Raw genomic sequence first — 22,980 nt, 5'->3', positions numbered from 1 at the left:
ACAGGGTTTGTTTTGCGCTCCTGTGGCATTTGTAATTTACAATTATAAAACAATGATCCCTAAATTACTCAGCAACTGTTCTTGTTGCCAATCACTAATTTGAGCACCCGCTAAAGAAACACGTCGAACATCAACGTCATCTAAATCAACGTGACATAAATTAGTATCTTGAAATATTGCTTGTTGCCATTGTTCGCTTGAGAATTCACCGCGACTTAAATCAGAGCCTTTAAATGACACACCAATTAAATTAGCTCCCCGCCAACGGTTTTCAAATAACTCACACTTTTCAAGCATTACACTTTCTAAATTAGCATAGCTTAAATCACACCCTGAAATAAATGCCGAACAAAAAAAGCTACTTTGGGTTATATAATTCGCAAATGAGGCATAGTGGAAATCTACGCCTTTAAGATTACATTGGTGCAATTCAATACCAAAACATTGCGCATTTCTAAAGTTTGCCATCGCGAGATTACAACCTTTAAAACTAGCATCTTTTAACTTTGCATACGCAAAACTACACCCTTCTGTTTCCCCTGCTTCAATAAAACTACAGTCAATAAAACATGCATCGGTTAAATTGGTACGAGAAAAGTCACAGCGATAAAACTGACATTGTTCAAAGGTTGCTTCAGCTAAATTTTGATGCGTAAACACCTCGCCATCAAATTGTTTTTTTGTCACATGCATCAATTATTACTCTACTTAAATAGTAAACTTTAGGTCTATATTAATAACAATAAACCATCAATTACTAGCAAAAATATCAGAGTGTTTATTGTTTTTTTAGCTTCATTTTAAATACCACACAAACGAGCTGTAACCATGTTTTTAACTATTATTTTATGATGGTCGTACGCCCGCTTAAAATTTTATATTCGCATTACTATTACCATTTAAACCATCTTAAAATCGACATAAAAAAATAGCCGCTATTATTGATAATTTCTCAATAACAACGACTATTTTTCACTCAATCAATCAAATAACAACCAAACGTGATCGATTAATTTTTTACGTCACAATTTGAAACGGCGCCATTAGTTTTATCAACATGCTCAACAGTATAAACATTTTTTAAACTGTGGAAGACTTTGGCAGTGTAAACGTCATTATTTTCAATCGAAAATGTCACGTTATAATTCATACCAGCCACAACTTGTTGAGTAACATGTAATACATCTTTTAATTGATGATCTCCCGCAATGTCTTTTACAGCAGCTTGAGCAGCAGCAGTCACTTCAGGTGTAATTTCCCCTTGCTGCCAACCACCAGGAATAGCTTGAGTATAATCACACCCTGTTTGCATACTTGCCTCTTGCGTCGTTTTAACATCTTGTGCACTACACGCCACTAATGCTAATGAACCTAAAGCAACCACCAGAAGTTTCTTATTCATAACTTTTCCTATTTATAGTAGACATGTTTATAACAACATAAAAACAGTGTTCATTGCAAGTTTAATTGCAAAAAATGAAAATATGCAAATTTACACGACGTATTTACGATAAGATCGTTGATTGATATCTTCTATTTCAACACTAATCGCAATGTCAGAATTAAACATAGCAGCAATATGATGCAATAATACTTCTGAAAGCATATCTTTTTGTTGTTCACTGCGTCCCGGTAAGATTCTTAATGTAACGTGTACAAAAGGCTTCTCTGTTGTACCTGTACGGTAAATCTCATACGGAATCAGTCGAGTTTTAATATCTTCTTCTTCAAAAATACCTGAGCTAAAAATAGAAAAATGTGTGGTTGTCATTAACTCATTTAAATCAATTTGAGTTTCTAAGTCCTTCGCATACTCGACGATACAATGCGGCATGTTGTTGCTCCTAACTAAAATACTTACTAATATTTTTGACGTTAACACACAATAAATTACATAACTGCTTAACATCACTAATATTAGTTCACAAAATTAGGTTTTAATCGCTAATGTATCGTTCTGTGATCAATACCTTAATTCTGGACAGCCAAAAGTTTTCGTTCTCAAAAATCACCAGAGAAAATTAACTATTCCATCTGTAATTAACTTTTTTACTATAAATATTACCGCTTATTCCTTATATTTTGGTTAAATCAATCCAACTCCCATATTTCACGATCGCAAACACCCACAATTCTAGTGATTATTGCAGTATTTCATCTTTTATTTAGAATCTATATTCACTTAGGATGTAGCTGATGACTCGCCGCTTTTCCTTTACACCAATGACCACCCACATGTTGTTTAAAAGCACACATTCGAGACCATTTACCACTTACATTGGCATACTGCTCCATAAACTGCTCACTATGTTCAAACCAAGCGTCTGGCGTTATTCCTAATTGTTGTAAAATTTTAGGCTGGTTAGATGCTATAAAACCTTTTTTATCATTGCGAATACAGCGACCAGTCCAGTCGATAAGTTCAAGATAATCGGCAAAAGCAAAGTTTATTACGGCTGTTTTCGCTTGATGTTCGGCACCAACAAAAGGTAATAGTTGGAAGTGCATTTTATGTGAAGATGGTTGTTTAGCTGATGTTTTAGGTTGACGATATTCACGAATACGCTGTTTAATCGAGGTAAAATCTGATTGCTCTAATGACTGTGTAACGCCTGCTCGAATCGGATTTAAATCAACGTACATCATACAAGATAATAACGCTTGTTCATCTAACAATGCTTGAGACTTAAACCGCCCTTCCCAAAACGCGCCTTTGCATTGGTCTTCTTTATTGGCTTTGCGAGCAATTTCTTCATTAAGACAGCGCATAAACCAGCTAATACTACCTAATCGTTGCTGCCATTCCTTCACTAAATTTGATAACGCTTGCTGTTTATCTGTACCTACTTGTCCTTCTTTTAAGAAATCGACAGCAATAGGATGACCATTAAACAACTGCAACCAGCGTGAAATTACCGCTTTTGAGGTTAGCTTCTGTTGCTGCTCAATATCTATTTTTAGTACCAAATGATAATGGTTACTCATCACCGCATAAGCGCAAACATCAATACAAAATATAGTAGTTAATTGTTTGATTTTATTTACTATCCAACCTCGTCGATGATGATAGTTTTTGCCATTATACGGATCGTCACCACACAAATACGCCCGTCGTACACAACGGTTAATCACATGATAAAAAGGCGTAATTTGCGGCTCGATCAATTTGCGTCTTGAGATTGTCATCAGTTTCACCATAAGCAACTTGAAGCTTAAGTGTAGTTACTCGTGGTTGATGTGCAAGGTTATGGCTGTCCAATGAAAGTGTATGCAAAGTTATGGCTGTCCTGTGAAAAAGGTAGATAGTGACGAATCAGTAATTTTCTATATATGTAAAAATAAAAACCCCCTTCGCCACTGCCTACTTAGCTTATTAAAAAGCAATTAAACAATCTTTACGCCGGTTGCCATTAAGCGTTCTGGAGTTAATAACACACTTTCAGATTCATCATCGGTTTCAGCACATAGCAACATACACTCTGATGTTTCACCGCGCATCTTGGCTTTGGCTAAATTACACAGCACCACCACTTGCTTACCTAGTAGTTGTTCTTCAGTGTAATAAGGTACTAAACTGGTCACAGTTTGAAGTTTCGTCTCACCTACTTCAATTTGAACAATGTACAGTTTATCGGCATTCTCATGACGGACAACATCAATAATTTTACCTACACGAATATCTAATTTAGCGAAGTCTGCGTATGAAATGGTATCCATGGGTTCTCCTTTATGGTTAATAGTAGCGATAAGCACACAAAATTGTTAACGTTTACATTAGCAATTAAATATTGATTTACAAAGAATATCATTTCGAATTAGTTAGCTATATCACACAGTTAAATTGCGTTATTTACACAACCGTAGTTTAATAGATCTAACAGTAATAGAGGTGATTATGGCAACAATCAAAGATGTGGCGAAGCTCGCCGATGTATCTGTCGCAACCGTATCAAGGGTGATCAACAAATCGCCTAAAGCCAGTGAAGCCGCCATTACCGCGGTAACACAAGCAATGCAAGCACTTGGTTATCGTCCTAATGCTAATGCTCGTGCTTTAGTCAGCCAATCAACCAACACCATTGGTGTGTTAGTCGGCGATGTTTCAGATCCTTTCTTTGGCGCAATGATCAAATCGATCGATAATATCGCCCGTCAACATGGCAAGCATTTATTAATTGGTAATGGCTATCATAATGCAGACAGTGAACGGGAAGTGATTGAACTGTTGATCAATAATCGCTGCGATACATTAATTATTCATAGCAAAAGTTTATCCAATGCTGAATTGATTGCTTTTGCAAAAGAAGTACCCGGTATGGTGCTTATTAACCGCTTTATTGCTGACATTGCCGATCGTTGTATTGCTCTAGATAACCATCGAGGATCATATTTAGCAACTGAGCTATTAATTAAAAATGGCCACCAGCATATTGGTTATATTTGTTCCAATCATGATATTGAAGATACGGCACAACGCAAACAAGGCTATATCGACGCATTACACGCCCATAACTTAACAGCACCGCAAAGTTATATTGAGTATGGCTCACCGGATGAAGATGGTGGTGAAATGGCAATGACAAACCTTCTTGCCAAAAACCTACCAATAACGGCCATTGCTGCTTATAACGATTATATGGCTGCTGGTTGCTTGTCAGTACTTGAAGGAAATGGCCTTACTGTTCCTAATCAAATGTCATTAATTGGGTTTGATGATGGTTTAATTGCTAAGTATCTGCATCCGAAACTGACCACCGTACGTTATCCAATTCAAATAATGGCAGAGCAAGCCACTCAATTGGCGTTTCAATTAGCAACAACTGCCAAACAACCGACACCTGTCGAAGCCCTTGATTCTACAATTACCCATACGTTTGTACCTACGTTGGTTAAACGATTATCAGTAACAGAACTACATTAATTACGCATTATTTAATTGGGCTTCAAGTTACAACGTCACTTAAAGCCCAATGAATGAGTATTAGAAGGTAAACACTTTATCAGCTGCAAGTGTCCACTCAGCTAAGTCATCTAATGTGGCAATAACAACATCTTCAATTAACGGTAATGCTGTTAACCCCCGTGCGGCACAGCATGTTTTACATAATTTAACTTCGCCACCTTGAGCTAATATGATCTCGACCATTTGTTGAATATCATAGCCTTCTACAGGCGCTTGTTTTGCCAAAGCACAAGTGACAGCATCTGACATTAAAAAGATTTTCATTGCTACGGGTTGTGCTTCTTGCTCGTTAAGCTTGATAGCTAAACGCAATGCATTAAATGGTCGTTCAGAGCCATAAGGTGCATCATTAATTATCATTAGTATGGTTTGCATTATTTTGTTACTCGCGATGATATTTCAGTAGCTGTTTTACCATAAAACCGATTATCAATAGCCATTTATGCAGGTAAACCACACCTAATGTCTATTTTTTATTCTTTAGCGGTATTTTTTATAATTTTAAACTGTTAACTGTTGCAATTATTTGGCACATTAACGCCCCTAACGAGTAATTGTATGTTAAATGCATTTGCCATAACCTAACCGTCATTTACAGTGAGCATTCAATGAGCCATCGTCTTCAACTAACTTCTGCCCCATCGGTGCTATTTTTGTTTGGCCTATCGGGTGCTGGCAAGTCATTTGTTGGGGATGTGATAGGCGCGCACAATGAGTGGTTTGTTTATCATGCAGATGATGATCTTACCGATGAAATGCGTCAGGTAATTGCAGCTAAACAACCGTTCACTGAAGATATGCGCGATCAGTTTTTCTGTCGAATTGTTGATAAAATTAACCATTACCGTGCTATTTACCCACGCTTGGTAATCACTCAAGGTGCTTATAAGAAAAAGCATCGTGATTATATTCGTCAGCATATTGATGATATTGACATGATATATGTCACCACCTCAGATAAGTTAATTCATCAACGTTTAGAATACCGCCTTAATGGTATCTCTAATGCTAGTGCTGAGGCGATCAAACACATTTTTGAAGTGCCTGATGATAGTGTCAAAAAACTGCATAACATCGATGGTATCGAAGAGATTATTCAACAACTGAATGGTTTTTATAATAACTAACTGCCAATGAAAACGCCCGCAGCGTTAATCAATTAAGCTGCGGGCGAAATAACAATGACTTTTGAGGCCATTAATAACTATCGGAATCGATAACTGGTTAAATGATGGTAATGCTGATTAGGGCGTAATACCGGATTATTATCATGCCACTCAGGGTGGTTAGGTGAATCAGGTAAAAATTGCGTTTCTAATGCCAATCCACTGTAGTTAGCATATTCACCGCCAACACGATTTGGACACCCAGCTAAAAAGTTACCGGTATACAGCTGTATTGCCGGTTTGGTGGTCAATACATCCATTATTAATGAATTATCTGCCACGGTTACGGTTGCACAAGCTGTGGTTGCTCGACGTACATCTGAGCTTAATATAAATGAGTGATCATACCCATGCGCTTGTTGTTGATCGTTATCAACTAACCAATCTTGATTTATCATTTTTGGCTGACGGAAATCAAAACTTGTTGCCTCAACCGCATTCCAGCTACCTAACGGGATCCCATGTTGATCTGTTGGTAAATAATGATCGGCATTGATCGTCAATTGATGTGATAAACAATCATTATCGCCATCAGCCCCTAGCAAATTAAAATAGCCATGATTAGTTAAATTAACCACTGTCGGTTTATCTGTTTCAGCACTATAGCGAATAGTCAGTTCATTAGTTTCCATGAGTGTATAGGTAACAACAACACGTAAATTACCAGGAAACCCCATATCGCCGTCTGCTGATAACAAACTAAATTGTACTTCTGTCGCATTTAGCTGCTGCATCTGCCAGCGACGGTGACTAAAACCATTCTCACCACCATGTAAGCAATTGCCATTTTGGTTTGTCGATACTTGGTAGTCTTGACCGTCTAAGCTAAATTTACCTGCTGCAATACGGTTAGCATAACGACCAACCGTTGCGCCTAAATAAGCTTGCTGCTGATAAAAGTTGTTTAGCGTACTTACCCCTAGTAACACTTCTCTAAGCTCTAGTTGCTGATTAACCGTTATAGGTACACAACAACTCAACCATGTAGCACCAATATCCATCAGAGTTACTGACATGCCCTGCTGGTTAACTAATGTAATCAACTTGGCAGGTAGCCCATCTGCAGCCATATCAGCTGTTATCGATTGATGTAACGCTATTGCATGTTGAGGTAAGTTATCTAACATATTCGATCACCTTGTAAATTATGCAACAGCCATAACATTTTCACTAATAACACCCGCACCCGCCATGGCTTTACACACATAAATCGTCGCTTGTAAGCCTGTTGCTGCATGGTATTTCGCATTCACTTCAGCGGTAATCGCATCAACAAATGTAGGTGGTACTAAAGCCACAATACAGCCACCAAAACCACCACCTGTCATACGTACACCACCATGATCACCGATAACACCTTTAACCATGTCAACCAAAGTATCAATTTCAAGTACGGTAATTTCAAAATCATCACGCATTGATGCATGCGACTGTGCCATTAACTGTGCCATTAACGCCATATCACTATTAGCTAATGCAACTGCCGCTTGTTCAGTACGTGCATTTTCAGTAATAACGTGACGTGCACGTTTTGCCACCATTGGCGCTAATTCTGCTTCACGTTCAGTAAACATGGCTAGCGTTACATCACGCAATGCTGGAACACCGAAGAAATCAGCTGCTTGTTCACACTGAGCACGGCGGGTATTGTATTCACTATCAACCAAACCACGCTTCTTATTAGAGTTAATGATCACCACCGCCATATCTTCAGGCATTGCAACAGCCTTAGTTTCTAGCGAGCGACAATCAATAAGGAGAGCGTGATTTTTCTCACCTTCAGCTGAGATTAACTGATCCATAATGCCGCAATTACAACCAACAAACTGGTTTTCTGCTTGCTGGCCATTTAGCGCTATTTCTTGCTGACTAATATTTAGCTCAAATAAAGCCTTAAACGTTTGTCCAATCACCACTTCAAGTGCCGCTGATGAACTTAAACCTGCGCCTTGTGGTACGTTGCCACTAATAACAATATCTGCGCCACCCAATACATAACCGCGATCTAATAAGCACTTGATCACACCGCGAACATAATTAACCCACATGCACTGTTTATCAAATTCAAGCGGTTGAGTGATATCAAATTGATTAATTTCATTGGTGTAGTCAACCGCGACCACACGCACAATATTATCGTTACGACGAGCTGCGGCCACTATCGCTTGATAATCAATTGCACAAGGAAGCACAAAGCCATCATTGTAATCAGTATGCTCGCCAATAAGATTTACACGACCAGGAGCTTGAACAATATGACTAGGGTTGTAGCCTAAAACAGATGCAAAAACAGCCGATACATTATCAATAAGGTGTTGAGTACGATTTGTTGTCATTATTTTTACCTACTATTACCAAAGATTATCAAGAAACAATATTATTCATTAACGCTGCTAGTACTTAATCTAAATAGTGCACATCACTGACTGCACGCAGCTTTTCTGCCGCTTGTTCTGCGGTTAAATCACGTTGACTCTCAGCCAACATCTCATAGCCCACCATGAATTTTTTCACAGAAGCAGAACGTAATAATGGTGGATAGAACAGTGCATGAAGCTGCCAGTGTTCGGTTGAGGTGTCACTAAAATCACGATCAGATTCAAAGAAAGGTGCGTAATGCCAGCCCATTGAATAAGGGAATGAACACTTAAATAAATTATCGTAACGGCTAGTCAGTTTTTTAATCGCTAACGCTAAATCATCACGCTGAGCTTCGGTTAATTCATCCATACGGCGAATATGGGTTTTAGGCAATAACATGGTTTCAAACGGCCATGCAGCCCAATAAGGAACCACTGCCAACCAATGCTCAGTTTCCACAACAGTACGTGAGCCATCCGCTAATTCACTATTAACATAATCGACTAATAAATTAGTCCCATGCTGTGAGTAATATTCCCGTAATAAGGTGTCTTTACGACTAATTTCATTGGGTAAAAAACTATTAGCCCAAATTTGACCATGAGGGTGTGGTTGCGAGCATCCCATCACTGAGCCTTTATTTTCAAACGCTTGCACCCAAACGTAATCTTTACCTAACTCTTCTATCTGCTCATTCCAAGTATCAACCACTTTACGGATCGCTGGCACTGAAAGCTGCGGCAATGTTTTGCTATGGTTTGGCGAGAAGCAAATTACGCGACTTAAACCACGCGCACTTTGGCAACGAAAGAGAGGGTTACTATTTTCAGGCGCTGACGGTGTATTTGCTGTTAACGCTGCATGATCGTTACTAAAAACATAAGTGCCAGTGTAATCAGGATTTTTATCACCTGAAACACGGGTGTTGGTTGGGCATAAGAAGCAAGAATCATCATAAGCCACATTTGATTCCGGTTGTGGTTGTTCATCAGCACCTTGCCATGGACGCTTAGCACGATGAGGAGAAACTAATACCCACTGCCCTGTTAGAGGATTATAGCGACGGTGAGGATGGTCAATCGGATCAAAAATTTCAGACATAATAATTTCGCTGTTAGATACTGTAATGCTAAAAAGTCTAAAGCGATTTTAAATTAACTTCCGTGATCAATGACACGTTATGTAAACGTTTCCACAAAAAGCATCATTCGTGAAAACCATCACAGGATAAGATCAACCTTATTGGTAATTTATGGCATATGATTCAATTATTTTACGGTCACAACCGTGTAAATATGAACGAAATGATAAAATTTTGTCAAACAGGTACTGATTTATTCGAGTTTTTTACTAAAAATGGATAATATCATTCTATAAAATATAACAACACATCCCTCAAACACACAGCAAACGTTACTTAGGTTGCAGGGATTGCCGGAGGAAAGATGGCAACATTAAAACAAATCGCAACCAAAGCGGGCGTATCATTAGCAACTGTTTCCCGTGTTTTAAACGATGATCCTAGCCTTAGCGTAAAGGATGAAACCAAACGAAAAATATTTGAGATTGCAGAGCAACTTGAATACACCACCAGCCAATCACGAAAAACGGCGAAAAAGCACACACTTCATTTCCTCGCTTTATATAATTACAAACAAGACGTTGAAGTTGACGATCCATACTATCTTGCGATTCGCCATGGTATTGATACTCAATGCGATAAATTGGGCATAAAACTCACCAATATCTATGAATGTAACCTTGCCGCCGCACCTAAAGCCATTGATGGTATATTGATCATTGGCCAAGTCAGTGAAGACAATCTTATTGCAATACGTGCTTTATCAAATAACACCGTTTATGTTGATTACACCGATCACAACCTTGATATAGATTGTATTGATATTGATTTGGAGCGACTCAGCAAAGAAGTAATTAACCATTTTACTCAACAAGGCTATCAGCGAATTGGATTTATTGGCGGTCAAGATAACCCCGATAAATACGATATTCGTGAGTTAACCTTTACTGAATATGGAAAATTTAAAGGCGTTGTCTCTGATAAAGATATCTACCGCGGTGATTTTAGTAGTCAATCAGGCTATTCATTAGCCAAACAAATGCTTACAACCGATCATCCTAACGCGTTATTCGTCGCATCTGATTCGATTGCTATTGGTGTATTACGTGCGATACATGAAAGTGGGCTCAATATTCCTGATGATATTTCATTAATCAGCGTCAATGATATACCAACCGCAAAGTTTACTTATCCACCGTTATCAACCTTTAGAATTCACTCAGAGTTAATGGGTTCTCAAGGGGTTAATTTATTATTAGAGCGCAGTCGCGATGGCAGAAAAATTCCATTACGAGTATTTGTACCAAGCCAATTAATTTTACGTAGCACCACCAAAAAATAAATAACATATTGATAATAAATAAAAAAATGACATCATTGATGTCGTTTTTTTTGTTTAAAATATCAACTACAGCCTAAAATAGGAGCAAGATCACTCAAATAAACGCCAGTGATGATTTTTTTGTAGCCCACCTCACAAAGCTCAAAACAGAATGTGACCAAGTTAATACTAAAAAGTTTTACCTATATTTTTTAGTAAAACTTTACTTAATAATGACTCCAGATAATTAAAACATGTCTCGGAGGCATCGTGAATAACTGGGAAAACATTAACTTACTTAGCGAAAATAGACTGGCACCTCGTGCATATTTTTTCTCTTACAACGCATTAAATAAAGCACAACGCTTTCAGCGTGATTTAAGTCAGCATTTTATGTTGCTAAGTGGCCAATGGACATTTAATTTCTTTACTCATCCATTGCTCGTTCCTGAAGAATTCTATAACCAAGAGATGAACGATTGGAGCACAATCCAAGTGCCAAACATGTGGCAAATGGAAGGTCATGGTAACTTACAATACACCGACGAAGGGTTTCCGTTCCCAATTGATGTACCTTTCGTGCCATCAAATAACCCAACAGGCGCATATCAACGTACTTTTTTCTTAAGCGATAGTTGGACTGAAAAGCAAACCATCATTAAATTCGATGGTGTTGAAACCTATTTTGAAGTTTACGTTAACGGCCATTATGTTGGTTTTAGTAAAGGCAGTCGCTTAACTGCTGAGTTTGATATTTCAGCGTTTGCTCATCCTGGTAAGAACTTACTCTCTGTACGTGTGATGCAATGGGCTGATTCAACCTATATCGAAGATCAAGATATGTGGTGGATGGCGGGCATTTTCCGTGATGTTTATTTAGTTGGTAAAGAGCCTGTTCACGTGCGTGATTTCACTGTACGTACTGATTTTGATGATGATTACCAAGCAGCAACTTTAAGCTGTAAAGTTGAGCTAGAAAACCTCAGCGGCACCGTTGTTAGTGATTACAGCCTTGATTATGCGCTCTACGACGGTCATGTTTTAGTTGAAAATGGTAACGTTTCCAAACTAGCTATTGCCACAACAACCCATACTGATTTTGCAATCAAAATGGCAAATCCAATCCATTGGACGGCTGAAAACCCACATTTATATCACCTGTTTTTAACGTTACGCGATGCAGACGGTATTGTGGTTGAAGTCATTCCACAGCGGGTTGGTTTCCGCGATATTAAAGTGCGCAATGGTCTGTTTGAAATAAACGGTCAATACGTAATGCTCCACGGGGTTAACCGTCACGATAACGATCACCTTAACAGCCGCGCTGTTGGAATGGATCGTGTCGAGAAAGACATCGTATTGATGAAACAACACAACATTAACGCAGTACGCACAGCACACTACCCTAACGATCCTCGTTTTTACGAACTGTGTGATCAATACGGTTTATTTGTAATGGCTGAAACTGATGTTGAAACGCATGGTTTCGCTAACGTTGGTAATCTCAGCATGATCACTGACGATCCTGCATGGGAGCAAGTGTTTGTTGAACGTATTGAACGTCATATTCACGCTCAAAAGAACCACCCTTCTATTATTATGTGGTCATTAGGTAACGAATCTGGCTACGGCTGTAATATTCGTTCAATGTACGCAGCAACCAAAGCGATTGATGATACTCGCTTGGTTCATTACGAAGAAGATCGTGATGCAGAAGTGGTTGATATCATTAGTACTATGTACTCTAGAGCTCAAATGATGAATGAGTTTGGTGAGTTCCCACACGCTAAGCCACGCATTATTTGTGAATATGCCCACGCAATGGGTAATGGACCTGGTGGCCTAACTGAATACCAAAACGTGTTCTACAAGCATGACCATATTCAGGGGCACTTTGTTTGGGAATGGTGTGATCATGGCATTTATGAGCAAGATGAAAATGGCCGTGACGTATATAAATACGGTGGTGACTACAGCGATTACCCAAATAACTATAACTTCTGCATGGATGGTTTGATCTACCCTGATCAAACACCAGGCCCTGGTTTACGTGAATACAAACAAGTTATTTGTCCAGTAAAAATCGCAGTTAAAGATCACACCAAAGGCATTATTACTGTTACTAACAAGTATTGGTTCTCTACTCTAGATGACGTGGTGTTTGATATTGCAGTACGTGCTGAAGGCGATACATTAGCCTTTAATCAAATTACCGTTACAGGTTTGGCGGCAGGAGAATCACGTGATATTGAATTAGCACTGCCTGTGATGGACCAACGTGAAACGTTTGTGAATGTATCCATTCGTAAGAAATCACGTACAGCTTACAGTGATGCTAACCATGAACTGGGCATTTTCCAATACCAAGCAAAACCAAATACTGCCCATGCCAACCTGTTTGAAAATAACAATGCTATGCCGCTTACTATTATTGAAAATCGTCTTGATTGGGAAATTAGCGGTTATGACTTTGCGCTGCGCTTCTCTAAGGTCGATGGCAAGCTGACCTCATGGCTACGCCAAAATAATGAACTAATTGCATCATCGCCTGCAATGAGTTTCTTCAAGCCAATGATTGATAACCATAAGCAAGAATATGAAGGCTTATGGCACCCAGCCCATCTGCAAATTATGCAAGAGCATTTCCGTAGCATCAATGTAGAACACATTGCAGGTAAGGTCATTGTTACCACTAACAGTATTGTTGCACCACCAGTATTAGATTTTGGTATGCGTTGCCAATACCGTTTTGAAATTTGTCCTCAAGGCCAAGTTAACATGACCTTAAGTGGCAACAAATATGGAGATTACCCACATGTGATCCCTGCTATCGGCTTAGATTTAGGCATTAATAATCAATTTGACCAAGTTGAATATTACGGTCGAGGTCCAGAGGAAAACTATCAAGATAGCCGTCAAAGCAACATTATTGATATCTACAATACCACCGTTAGCAATATGTTTGAGAACTACCCGTTCCCACAAAATAATGGCAACCGTCAGCATGTACGTTGGGCAAGCTTAACAAACCGTCATGGTGTGGGTTTATTGGTTAAACCAGAGCAAGAAATTAATTTCAGCGCATGGCATTACACCAATCAACATATTCATCAGGCACAACATATTAATGAACTAGAACCAAGTGGTTACATTACAGTCAATCTTGATCATCAAGTTATGGGCTTAGGTTCTAACTCATGGGGTTCAGAGGTTCTTGATTCATACCGTGTTTACTTTAATGACTTTAGCTACCAAGTAAGCTTAGTGCCTTTTAGTAAAGCGGATTGTGATAGCCGTTATTTGGCAAGTCAAACATTTACAGCAACAGCTATTGGCGGAGATAAATAATGATTACTTTAGCATCACTAGATCAATTCAAAAGCCTATACCGTGATGGCCGTAAATGGAACCGCTGTGTCGAAGCAATTGAAAACATCAGTAATATTCAACCAAATGTGTTCCATTCAGTAGGGGATTCACTGGCTTACCGACTTCAACACGGACCATCTAAAGCGGATCAACAATTTGTCGGTCATCGTCGTTATTTTGATGTTCATTACTACCTTGCTGGCAGTGAAACAATTGAATGCGCAGATAAAAGTACGTTGACGCCAGCCCTGCCCTATAGCGATGAAACTGATCGTGAATACTTTACAGGCACAGGACTATCGCATCGCATAGAAGCAGGTCAAATGGTGATCTTTGAAAATCACCAAGCACACCGCTTCAGTGCTGCAGACAACCTTGAGAAAGTTGTTTTACGTGTCACGATTGAGGACGGCTACTTCCTAAATAAATAACTAAACACAGCCGCCAGTTAGTAATAGCTGGCGGTTATGCAATAACAGAAGTCACACAAAAGAAACAACAAAAGCATAAAAACAATAACCTATGATTAAGCTCATTTGCTCAATACATAGAAATCCTACAATACTAAACGTGATCCATCGGAGATTCTCATGTCTGAATCAAAACGTAATACCATAGGGAAATTTGGTCTACTATCGATGACCTTTGCTGCGGTATACAGTTTCAATAATGTCATTAATAACAATATTGAAATTGGCTTATCCTCTACTCCTATGTTCTTTATTGCTACTTTGCTTTACTTTATTCCTTTTTGTTTAATTATTGCAGAGTTTGTTTCTCTCAATAAGAACTCTGAAGCTGGCGTTTATGCGTGGGTTAAAAGTTCTCTAGGTGGACGTTGGGCTTTTCTTGCTGCATACACCTATTGGTTTGTAAACTTATTTTTCTTCACCTCATTGCTACCACGCGTTATTGCCTATGCCTCTTATGCGTTCTTGGGCTATGAGTACATATTTACACCGACGACCACCACCATATTAAGTATCATTCTGTTTGCTGGTGCGACATATGTCTCAACCAATGGCGCTAAAATGTTAGGTCCGATTACTTCGGTAACCTCATCATTTATGCTAGTGCTAACCTTGTCTTATATTATCTTAGCAGGTGCCGCAGTAGTCGGCGGAATTGAACCAGCTGATCCGATTACTATTGAAGCACTAACACCACAAATTAACTGGGCCTTCTTTGGTGTCACCGCCTGGATATTCATGGCGGCTGGTGGTGCAGAATCAGTATCCGTTTACGTTAACGATATTAAAGGTGGTCATAAAGCCTTTGTAAGAGTAATTATTTTTGCTGGTATTTTCATTGGTGGCTTATATTGTGTTTCATCAGTGCTAATGAATGTATTTGTTGAACGTGAAGCATTGAAGTTTACTGGTGGTTCAGTACAAGTATTTGAAGGTTTAGCGCGTCATTACGGCCTATCTGAAATCATGATGAACCGTTTCGTTGGCGTGGTGTCGTTTACAGCAATGCTTGGCTCACTACTAATGTGGACAGCAACACCAGTTAAGATTTTCTTCTGCTTAAAACGGACATTCTAGTATTTAACCAGTGAGTGAGTGAGTAAGATAGCAGTAACCATAAGGCTTAAGCCGAAATGGCTACCAATAATCCTTTACAAAAACATATCACTTTTGTTAAGTTTCGTTTTTTAACTATTTCAATACCAGAAATCTCGACACTGCTACCTATTTCACTTCAAAATCCTTTACATTTTTCCTCCATCTTTAGCCCCTATCTGAACAAATATTAATACCAAATTTATTTATTAAAACTAATTTATAAAGCATAACTAAAATCGAATAAAAATAAGTTTTATTATAATTTAGTATTTATATCATTCCTAAAAAGTCTAGGCTTAAGTATTAACATTGCTAGTGGCTAAAGTTAAAAAGTATTGGGCTAAACCATTTCGAAATTCACGTGTTGAACTAGCTGTATTTTTAAACAGGCGCCCATTCGAGTCCAGACCCATCACCTTGCAATTGTGCCAATGTGTAGCTTTCTTATTATAGTCAAGCTCCCCTAAAATTAAGCCAGCTTGTGTAAGATCCTTAATAGAAGCACCACCGATGACTAATTGGTGTACAACTAAGGATAAAGCTTGCCAAATTTGAGCAGATAAACGAAATCCAACTCTTGTAAGTTTATTATTATTCTCTAATGGCTGAAGCCACCCCCTTAGGAATGCCTCAATATATTTAATGTATCCATCCTCAAGAACGTCTAAAACCTTTAGTCCTGAAGCAAAAGTTACATCTTTAGACATCATAGCTGTTTCCTGTACTTGTGGGCCAGCTACAGAACCGACAAGAAACTTAAACAGAATATATTCTGTCGTTAAATAACTATCAGATGCTTTAACATGTTTAGACCTTGTTGATACACCGCCATACCCTTCTAAATTTAAGTCCTTAGTCAATTTACTAATAAATGGTTTTAATGGGAATGTCTCATCTGGGCTAGAAAACTGCGTCAAATGTAAACCTAAATGTTGGCGATTATATTTAAAGAAAAACTCTCTAACTTGATCTTCACTAAGACCATTTTCATCATCAAAAACAAACGTTACCATTACTTCATCTTTCGCTAACATTTGTCGGTAAATACTGTTTTTTTTAATTTCAGATGAGCTAAGTCTTGATGAAAAAAGAGGAGCTTTTATTCCTAGTGTTTTAAGTATTGCTACTAAAAATAAAACATTACCAACAACAAATGTAGATGCACGTTCATACTCAATATTTCCACGCTTACCTGTAGTAATAAGCGTTGGACTAGCTTCTAAAACGACAGTCAATGACAACGGAGAACCAACTGCTCCTGCTAGCAGTTCATTCTTAATATCTTCTTGAATATCAATTACTTTTTTTAAATTAGTTTTATTCTTCGCTGCATCATAAAAAACTTCTAGATCTGGGTATACGCGAGTAACAGATAAATAATTTTCAAGCTCAATTGCTGGCAAATAAGTAACTAAACTTTTTACAGTTTTGCCTGCACGGGAAGCTAACCGTCCAGTTAAATTTAGCTTAGACAAACTCACTCTCACATATAAAAATAAATCTTCGGCGTAGTTTAAATCAAAAAAAACACTTGATCAGACACGTACGTCCGATCAATGATAATTACTTAAATTAACCGGAATGTCTCTTAAGACAAAAGACAAGGACGTTATCTTATTAATGAAATAACTCTCTGGATACTCAAATGAATGATAACGAAGCCATCACCCAGTATGATGAGATTAGCGACAACTCACTAGAAAGATCAGTTATTGACAGTCTAGTTGAGCGATTTGAAGATAAAGAAAACACTAGTTATTTAGCTAGCTCTAAAAAGCTTGTCGAAGAGTCACATAACACCCTTTCAGCCAAACAGCTTTATGACATTTTTAAATCCAAATCTAGGTACTACGCTGGGATCTATTCCGTTAAAACCAGTCTCAAACACATAGAGATTTTTATTTCCCCCAAACTGGCAAGAGATATGCTGCAATTTTCGCAACGTGGTGCGGTGAATAAGGAAAATAAAAACAGAAAACTTAGCAGAATAAAGGTATGCAAATATGCTGAGGCAATGAAGGCAGGACGGTGGTGCCTAACTGGAGAGCCAATAATTATCTCTGATGATGGCGAAATTCTAAACGGACATCACCGATTACAGGCATGCCTTGAAGCTGGAGTAGGATTCATATCAACCGTCACATATGGCGTAACCGATGATTTATCTTTTGCTCATATCGATGTTGGCAACATGCGTTCTAGGGCGCAAGTCTTAGAAATGTCAGGGGTAAAAGTCAGTGCCCCGATCTTATCTCGCGTAGCCATGTTAGCAAAATCGTTTGATATGACAAAAAATAAATACAATTTTAGAGGAACCCAAGGCACCTCTTTTCAACCTGCTGAAATTCTCAGCTATGTTGAGGAACACGAAGAGTTAGCACTCTCAGTAGATTTTGCGTCAACCGTTGTTAAGCGACATAGGCTAGAAAGCCAAATTTCAGAACCGATATACGCATTTGCACATTATTTAATAACACAACAACTCAAAGAGCTGGAGTTTGATTGTTTACCCGTTACACCCGAGATTTACCTAACAAGAGTGATCTCTGGTTTAGGGTTAAATTCAGAAGAGGATATCGAGTATCAAGTTCGCAACTATCTGCAATCACTAGTACGTGAATCAACATCTTATGCTCTCCTGTGTAAACTATCTGCGATATTTAAAGGTTGGAATCGTCACCTAGATATTCCAGTAGCTGGTAATAAGATAGGTGTAAAACGAGTAGCTCAATTTAAAAAGGATACTGATGGCAACAAGCTGCCACTCCCATCAGCAGGTAATATTAACGAAGCGTTCACAGTGCCCTGTCTACCTAAAGGTACAACACCTAAACGCATACTTAAACAAAGTAATGCTCAGATAAAAAAGCTATAAACTTAAGATAAAAAAGGCAAAGTTTCTACACTTTGCCTTCTTATCGACGTATGTTGTTGTGGCTTAATGAACTTGTACACCTAAATAGGATAAAATACTCTTAATATCAAAATGGTGTACATAATGAAAAAAGCTCGAACAACTTATTCAGTCGCATTCAAGCACAATACTGCTAATTTAGTCCTAAATAAAGGCTACACAATACAAGAAGCATGTAATGCTGCCGGTGTTACGCCAGCTTTACTTCTAAGCCGCCTATGTGGCGGGACACTGGGGATTGATGCATATGATTTATTCGGCATTCTTCTAAGCCGCCTATGTGGCGGGACACATCATATCTACAGTTCCGCTTCAGTGATTGGTCTTCTAAGCCGCCTATGTGGCGGGACACTCTCTTTAGCATGTAACACCATGTTTGCATTTCTTCTAAGCCGCCTATGTGGCGGGACACATAAAAACGGTTTCGACGGTGTCGATGCGGTCCTTCTAAGCCGCCTATGTGGCGGGACACCTTGCGTATCAGAGAATTTCTGTTCCCAACCACTTCTAAGCCGCCTATGTGGCGGGACACATCAGCGTGGCTACGACGACGCAACACAGAACCTTCTAAGCCGCCTATGTGGCGGGACACCTCAAGCATGAAGGCGTACTCCAATTTCGACACCTTCTAAGCCGCCTATGTGGCGGGACACATGTTGAGCAGGTTTACATGCATCGCAGTAGCCTTCTAAGCCGCCTATGTGGCGGGACACAGCACTGTGAGTCACTGGACAGCTCAGCAATCCTTCTAAGCCGCCTATGTGGCGGGACACTTGTAAGTTGTACTGACTGACCATCGGATGACCTTCTAAGCCGCCTATGTGGCGGGACACTTCTTAGGACTCCAGTTGCTTCGGCTTCTTGTCTTCTAAGCCGCCTATGTGGCGGGACACCTATTAATATCAAATCATTACGTTCAATTATCCTTCTAAGCCGCCTATGTGGCGGGACACGACACGAGTCCAAGTGAATCGGCATCCTCTGACTTCTAAGCCGCCTATGTGGCGGGACACGTATATCACAAGATGATATGGCTGAGCAGACACTTCTAAGCCGCCTATGTGGCGGGACACTTTGTTGATTTTACACCGAATCCTAGCGACTTCTTCTAAGCCGCCTATGTGGCGGGACACTATGAATTTTTCGACCGCTATTATACATTCGACTTCTAAGCCGCCTATGTGGCGGGACACGGCATGAAGAAGCTGACACTCAGTTCCCTGAACTTCTAAGCCGCCTATGTGGCGGGACACTATCACTAGATAGCGGTGTAGATATTGATGCTCTTCTAAGCCGCCTATGTGGCGGGACACGACACGGGCATATAGCGTGTGTTGTTGCGTTTCTTCTAAGCCGCCTATGTGGCGGGACACAATGACTGCCGTATAACGTGCGGGCCTTAGCTCTTCTAAGCCGCCTATGTGGCGGGACACGTGGTGTTAATGCCACCGCACAAGATCAAATACTTCTAAGCCGCCTATGTGGCGGGACACATATATAAAGCATTGTTTAAGGGCTGCCATGTCTTCTAAGCCGCCTATGTGGCGGGACACGATCAACAATATCAATAGCAGCCTGAGAAGTACTTCTAAGCCGCCTATGTGGCGGGACACAACCTTCTGAACAAAGCACTTTAAAAGTGTTACTTCTAAGCCGCCTATGTGGCGGGACACGCTATGAGTGTGTGATTGAGCCACTTCATTACCTTCTAAGCCGCCTATGTGGCGGGACACAGGATATTAAACCCATAAAAACATTATAAAACATAATGTTGTGTAAATAATGCTTGTTTACCCTTTTTTTAAAGGGCAACAAATACACCATTAACAATCAACAAGTTACAACTACAGAATAAAAAAGGGTATTTCACTTAACCTTTCTTGGCTGCATCATCTTCAACCGTTTCCCAATAATTTGAAGGAATACGAGCAGGTAATTGCGTTAATTCAGCTAAACATAACTTACCTACACGTAAATAATGACGCCCACTGTGTTTGATTTTATCCATAATCAATCTTTCAGTTTCTACATCACTTTTTATGTACAGTTCAAACACACCATCATAACGTTGTGTAAGCACTGGTGATCGTGTACTGACACCATATTTAGAGGCATCAAAAACCCCTTTGTAATACTCGGTATTACTATTTTGCGAAGGTTTATCACTAAATGCTTTCTTAGGATCTTGCAGCCAATTAGCTAAGGCTTCTAACCCTTTTTCACCCTTAAAGTCTAAACAGTTTAATCCAAACTTAGTACAGCTTGGTGCGCCATCTTTTCCTTTGGCTTGTTCTTGCAAATAGAGTTGTTGATACATACTCAAATATTGCCACATAAAATAAGCAAATACAGCAGCAGTACGACTACTAGACTCATCAACACTATCAATCCATTGTTGCTGTTCAGGTGTTCGAGCACTCATATCAAGGTCATAACCCAATTGCTTCACCTTAAATAAAGCGATGGCATTTTGAACCCCTTCAATATGCTCCATTATGTGGTTATAACTGTTTCCATCAGGTCGCAGTGCAACATGCTCTGTAGAAACAGGAGTAAATATTTGATTCAGTGTTGCTAACATTGCATCTGTTGCTTGGTAGGTTAAATTGCCTTTAATAAAATTATTTTTATCGTTTAGCACTGTTGCTAACAAATCCACCAGCGTATTTTTATGTAACAGCCAATTACCACTTTTAAACAACACATCAGTATTAACAGGTTGTGTGATGATATTTGCTAATTTTGAGCCGTTATATATAGGTTTTACAGCACAAGGCATTAAACGAAACACATCAAACAACCCATTATCGATGAACTCTGCATAGCGTTTATTTAAACGAGATTCAGTTATAGGTATTAATGTATTCCCTTCAAATTGCTGCATCGCATACATAGGTACACCATGTTTACGGTGCTGCTCAAAGGTAATAAGGTTGTAGTTTGAAGCCTGTGGACGTAAGCAACCTTTAAGTTCAAGTTTATCTAAAAATGCACACAGACCCAGCTTTTGCTTTGCCCACACCTCATCATCACCCGCATCTTGATTGACAACGTGCAACGAGACTCGCTCCCCCATCAGAAACAATAAAATACCTTGTAAGAACAATGGCCGATTATCAGGGTTAAAGTTAAGGTTAAACTTTTCAATATAACTGCCTTTTACCTTATCAGGCATCACGATTTTCTGTGTGCCAGAATGCACATCAAGGGTCACTTTTAACATGATTACGCCTCGTTATTTTCCTCTACGGATGCATAGAAACGTGCATAATCAGGGATAGTATCTGGCATTAATACTTGTTCAAATCCCTCTGTGGTTAACGTACTACGCATAGACACGCTAATTTTATCTGTACGTACAAATCCTTTTGATTTAACAATGGCGAACGTATCCAAACGACGCTTTGTTTCTAAAATTAAGGCATGAAGGGCAGCGTTATTTAATAAAATCCCTTCTTCGGGGTAAGAAAAAAGCATGTCTTTTTTCATGAAGCGACCATAAGTCACATCAATGTCATCGCATTTCGATTCAGGCATACCACAACGTGAGCCAATTTTTTTCAGGTTCTCAATCAACTGTACTTTAAAGGTTTCAATATCATCGTTAACCTTCGTTTTTTTCGGATTCTGACTAAAACGCACCGCTTGATGACCTAAGCGGTTATCCATTTCAATGAACTGCATTTGTTCAATAGAAAGCACAGCCATGCCGTGGTAAAGCGTGTCACCCCATGTATCTTGATAAAATAATGAGTTACTTTCTTTTTTACCGTCTTCATCTAATGCTAAATGGTTCACCATTACTTCATTTTTATTAGGTTCGCCTTTGTCATTGATCCAATCAGTAACCATTAATGGGGAATTACGTTTAATCGCATCACCACCTTTTTCAGTCAGCATATAGCCACGAATAAGACCTAAATAAGAACTGGCAATTTTTTGAGAGATCATCGGCATGTCTTTACTGCTAATAACAAGCTCACCGTTATCGCTTTTATTATTATTAAAGCCGCCTTGGTTAGACAGCATCATGCCTTTTGCATCAGGTTCGAAAAAGTAACCACGAATACAGTTGCTAGAGATATACATTTTGCCATTACGTTGCTTAGCAAAAATACGGTTCTTAAAGCCATCATCGCCGCCTTGTTTACCTGTATATGGGTTCACATTACCGTTAGTGTTTACACAGCCAAAGCCCGATGCTTGAAGGGTAAATTCAATATAATTAATACTCATG

General features: G+C 39.1%; 18 protein-coding genes, 1 pseudogene and 1 CRISPR repeat array. Of the genes and pseudogenes, 7 read left to right on the top strand and 12 right to left on the bottom strand.

All coding sequences use genetic code 11. The features are described from left to right. Positions 1–42: 42 nt before the first annotated feature. The 5 genes from G6R09_RS12330 to G6R09_RS12310 all read right to left on the bottom strand — a co-directional run bounded on the left by G6R09_RS12330 (position 43) and on the right by G6R09_RS12310 (position 3,717). Complete coding sequence (locus tag G6R09_RS12330; protein WP_065168595.1) at positions 43–693, bottom strand: Qnr family pentapeptide repeat protein; 651 nt, start codon at positions 691–693, stop codon at positions 43–45. Between the two features lie 316 nt (positions 694–1,009). Then, positions 1,010–1,402 carry a cystatin domain-containing protein gene (locus G6R09_RS12325; protein ID WP_065168596.1) on the bottom strand — a complete coding sequence of 131 codons (393 nt, stop codon included), beginning with the start codon at positions 1,400–1,402 and terminating at the stop codon, positions 1,010–1,012. Positions 1,403–1,492: 90 nt separating this feature from the next. Beyond that, positions 1,493–1,834, bottom strand: a complete 342-nt coding sequence (locus G6R09_RS12320) for a 5-carboxymethyl-2-hydroxymuconate Delta-isomerase (RefSeq protein ID WP_163922740.1) — start codon at positions 1,832–1,834, stop codon at positions 1,493–1,495. A 344-nt stretch (positions 1,835–2,178) separates the two neighbouring features. Continuing rightward, positions 2,179–3,186 (bottom strand): transposase, encoded by a 1,008-nt coding sequence (locus G6R09_RS12315; protein ID WP_163922738.1) that lies wholly within the window; start codon positions 3,184–3,186, stop codon positions 2,179–2,181. 198 nt (positions 3,187–3,384) lie between these two features. Further along, positions 3,385–3,717: a tRNA-binding protein gene (locus G6R09_RS12310; protein WP_045030631.1), complete on the bottom strand. Its 333-nt coding sequence runs from the start codon at positions 3,715–3,717 to the stop codon at positions 3,385–3,387. Positions 3,718–3,895: 178 nt separating this feature from the next. On the opposite strand from G6R09_RS12310, the gene G6R09_RS12305 reads away from it, so the two are divergent. Then, entirely contained in the window at positions 3,896–4,921 is a 1,026-nt protein-coding gene (locus G6R09_RS12305; RefSeq protein WP_163922735.1) for a substrate-binding domain-containing protein, read from the top strand. A gap of 60 nt (positions 4,922–4,981) precedes the next feature. Here G6R09_RS12305 and G6R09_RS12300 read toward each other — a convergent pair whose 3' ends face one another. Continuing rightward, positions 4,982–5,338, bottom strand: coding sequence for a DsrE/DsrF/TusD sulfur relay family protein (locus tag G6R09_RS12300; RefSeq protein WP_065168601.1), 357 nt, complete (start codon positions 5,336–5,338; stop codon positions 4,982–4,984). A 233-nt stretch (positions 5,339–5,571) separates the two neighbouring features. Here G6R09_RS12300 and G6R09_RS12295 point away from each other — a divergent pair, with 233 nt between their 5' ends. After that, positions 5,572–6,090, top strand: a complete 519-nt coding sequence (locus G6R09_RS12295) for a hypothetical protein (RefSeq protein WP_065168602.1) — start codon at positions 5,572–5,574, stop codon at positions 6,088–6,090. 77 nt (positions 6,091–6,167) lie between these two features. Here G6R09_RS12295 and galM read toward each other — a convergent pair whose 3' ends face one another. The 3 genes from galM to G6R09_RS12280 all read right to left on the bottom strand — a co-directional run bounded on the left by galM (position 6,168) and on the right by G6R09_RS12280 (position 9,591). Beyond that, the gene (galM, locus tag G6R09_RS12290) at positions 6,168–7,256 is read right to left on the bottom strand and encodes a galactose-1-epimerase (protein WP_163922732.1); all 1,089 of its coding nucleotides are present in this window, start codon (positions 7,254–7,256) and stop codon (positions 6,168–6,170) included. An 18-nt stretch (positions 7,257–7,274) separates the two neighbouring features. Continuing rightward, the gene (galK, locus tag G6R09_RS12285) at positions 7,275–8,465 is read right to left on the bottom strand and encodes a galactokinase (RefSeq protein WP_163922729.1); all 1,191 of its coding nucleotides are present in this window, start codon (positions 8,463–8,465) and stop codon (positions 7,275–7,277) included. A 64-nt stretch (positions 8,466–8,529) separates the two neighbouring features. Beyond that, positions 8,530–9,591: a UDP-glucose--hexose-1-phosphate uridylyltransferase gene (locus tag G6R09_RS12280; RefSeq protein WP_163922728.1), complete on the bottom strand. Its 1,062-nt coding sequence runs from the start codon at positions 9,589–9,591 to the stop codon at positions 8,530–8,532. Positions 9,592–9,935: 344 nt separating this feature from the next. Here G6R09_RS12280 and ebgR point away from each other — a divergent pair, with 344 nt between their 5' ends. The 4 genes and pseudogenes from ebgR to G6R09_RS12260 all read left to right on the top strand — a co-directional run. Continuing rightward, positions 9,936–10,913, top strand: a complete 978-nt coding sequence (gene ebgR, locus G6R09_RS12275) for a transcriptional regulator EbgR (RefSeq protein ID WP_163922725.1) — start codon at positions 9,936–9,938, stop codon at positions 10,911–10,913. A 249-nt stretch (positions 10,914–11,162) separates the two neighbouring features. Next, positions 11,163–14,240, top strand: coding sequence for a beta-galactosidase subunit alpha (gene ebgA, locus G6R09_RS12270; protein ID WP_163922722.1), 3,078 nt, complete (start codon positions 11,163–11,165; stop codon positions 14,238–14,240). Next, complete coding sequence (locus tag G6R09_RS12265; protein ID WP_065168608.1) at positions 14,240–14,692, top strand: beta-galactosidase subunit beta; 453 nt, start codon at positions 14,240–14,242, stop codon at positions 14,690–14,692. Before ebgA ends, G6R09_RS12265 begins: the two co-directional genes overlap by 1 nt. 159 nt (positions 14,693–14,851) lie before the next feature. Then, positions 14,852–15,787 (top strand): annotated as a pseudogene (locus tag G6R09_RS12260) (amino acid permease); the annotation flags it as partial. Between the two features lie 338 nt (positions 15,788–16,125). Here the strand turns inward: G6R09_RS12260 and G6R09_RS12255 are convergent. Further along, entirely contained in the window at positions 16,126–17,304 is a 1,179-nt protein-coding gene (locus G6R09_RS12255) for a hypothetical protein (protein ID WP_163922719.1), read from the bottom strand. A 170-nt stretch (positions 17,305–17,474) separates the two neighbouring features. Between G6R09_RS12255 and G6R09_RS12250 the strand changes: the two genes are divergently transcribed. Beyond that, on the top strand, positions 17,475–18,704 hold the full coding sequence (locus tag G6R09_RS12250; RefSeq protein WP_163922716.1) for a chromosome partitioning protein ParB: 1,230 nt from the start codon (positions 17,475–17,477) through the stop codon (positions 18,702–18,704). Between the two features lie 243 nt (positions 18,705–18,947). Then, positions 18,948–20,476: a CRISPR direct-repeat array (repeat unit 28 nt; unit sequence CTTCTAAGCCGCCTATGTGGCGGGACAC). 137 nt (positions 20,477–20,613) lie between these two features. Here G6R09_RS12250 and G6R09_RS12245 read toward each other — a convergent pair. Next, a complete protein-coding gene (locus G6R09_RS12245; protein WP_163922713.1) occupies positions 20,614–21,966 on the bottom strand; it encodes a hypothetical protein in 1,353 nt (450 codons plus the stop codon). Between the two features lie 2 nt (positions 21,967–21,968). Continuing rightward, complete coding sequence (gene cas7fv / locus G6R09_RS12240; protein ID WP_163922712.1) at positions 21,969–22,979, bottom strand: type I-Fv CRISPR-associated protein Cas7fv; 1,011 nt, start codon at positions 22,977–22,979, stop codon at positions 21,969–21,971. Between the last annotated feature and the right edge of the window lies 1 nt (position 22,980).

This window comes from Photobacterium sp. Alg240-V54 (assembly GCF_900537155.1).
In the GTDB taxonomy this organism is placed as follows: domain Bacteria; phylum Pseudomonadota; class Gammaproteobacteria; order Enterobacterales; family Vibrionaceae; genus Photobacterium.
The sequence above is the reverse complement of the archived record's forward strand: the minus strand, read 5'-3'. Positions and strand labels throughout refer to the sequence as shown.

What these genes read in the sequence shown, in the direction of transcription:
- cas7fv (WP_163922712.1), bottom strand. Translation starts at nt 22,979, where the DNA reads ATGAGTATTAATTATATTGAATTTACCCTTCAAGCATCGGGCTTTGGC.
- G6R09_RS12325 (WP_065168596.1), bottom strand. Translation starts at nt 1,402, where the DNA reads ATGAATAAGAAACTTCTGGTGGTTGCTTTAGGTTCATTAGCATTAGTG.
- galM (WP_163922732.1), bottom strand. Translation starts at nt 7,256, where the DNA reads ATGTTAGATAACTTACCTCAACATGCAATAGCGTTACATCAATCGATA.
- galK (WP_163922729.1), bottom strand. Translation starts at nt 8,465, where the DNA reads ATGACAACAAATCGTACTCAACACCTTATTGATAATGTATCGGCTGTT.
- G6R09_RS12305 (WP_163922735.1), top strand. Translation starts at nt 3,896, where the DNA reads ATGGCAACAATCAAAGATGTGGCGAAGCTCGCCGATGTATCTGTCGCA.
- G6R09_RS12310 (WP_045030631.1), bottom strand. Translation starts at nt 3,717, where the DNA reads ATGGATACCATTTCATACGCAGACTTCGCTAAATTAGATATTCGTGTA.
- G6R09_RS12250 (WP_163922716.1), top strand. Translation starts at nt 17,475, where the DNA reads ATGAATGATAACGAAGCCATCACCCAGTATGATGAGATTAGCGACAAC.
- G6R09_RS12320 (WP_163922740.1), bottom strand. Translation starts at nt 1,834, where the DNA reads ATGCCGCATTGTATCGTCGAGTATGCGAAGGACTTAGAAACTCAAATT.
- G6R09_RS12265 (WP_065168608.1), top strand. Translation starts at nt 14,240, where the DNA reads ATGATTACTTTAGCATCACTAGATCAATTCAAAAGCCTATACCGTGAT.
- ebgR (WP_163922725.1), top strand. Translation starts at nt 9,936, where the DNA reads ATGGCAACATTAAAACAAATCGCAACCAAAGCGGGCGTATCATTAGCA.
- G6R09_RS12300 (WP_065168601.1), bottom strand. Translation starts at nt 5,338, where the DNA reads ATGCAAACCATACTAATGATAATTAATGATGCACCTTATGGCTCTGAA.
- G6R09_RS12315 (WP_163922738.1), bottom strand. Translation starts at nt 3,186, where the DNA reads ATGACAATCTCAAGACGCAAATTGATCGAGCCGCAAATTACGCCTTTT.
- G6R09_RS12295 (WP_065168602.1), top strand. Translation starts at nt 5,572, where the DNA reads ATGAGCCATCGTCTTCAACTAACTTCTGCCCCATCGGTGCTATTTTTG.
- G6R09_RS12330 (WP_065168595.1), bottom strand. Translation starts at nt 693, where the DNA reads ATGCATGTGACAAAAAAACAATTTGATGGCGAGGTGTTTACGCATCAA.
- G6R09_RS12245 (WP_163922713.1), bottom strand. Translation starts at nt 21,966, where the DNA reads ATGTTAAAAGTGACCCTTGATGTGCATTCTGGCACACAGAAAATCGTG.
- G6R09_RS12280 (WP_163922728.1), bottom strand. Translation starts at nt 9,591, where the DNA reads ATGTCTGAAATTTTTGATCCGATTGACCATCCTCACCGTCGCTATAAT.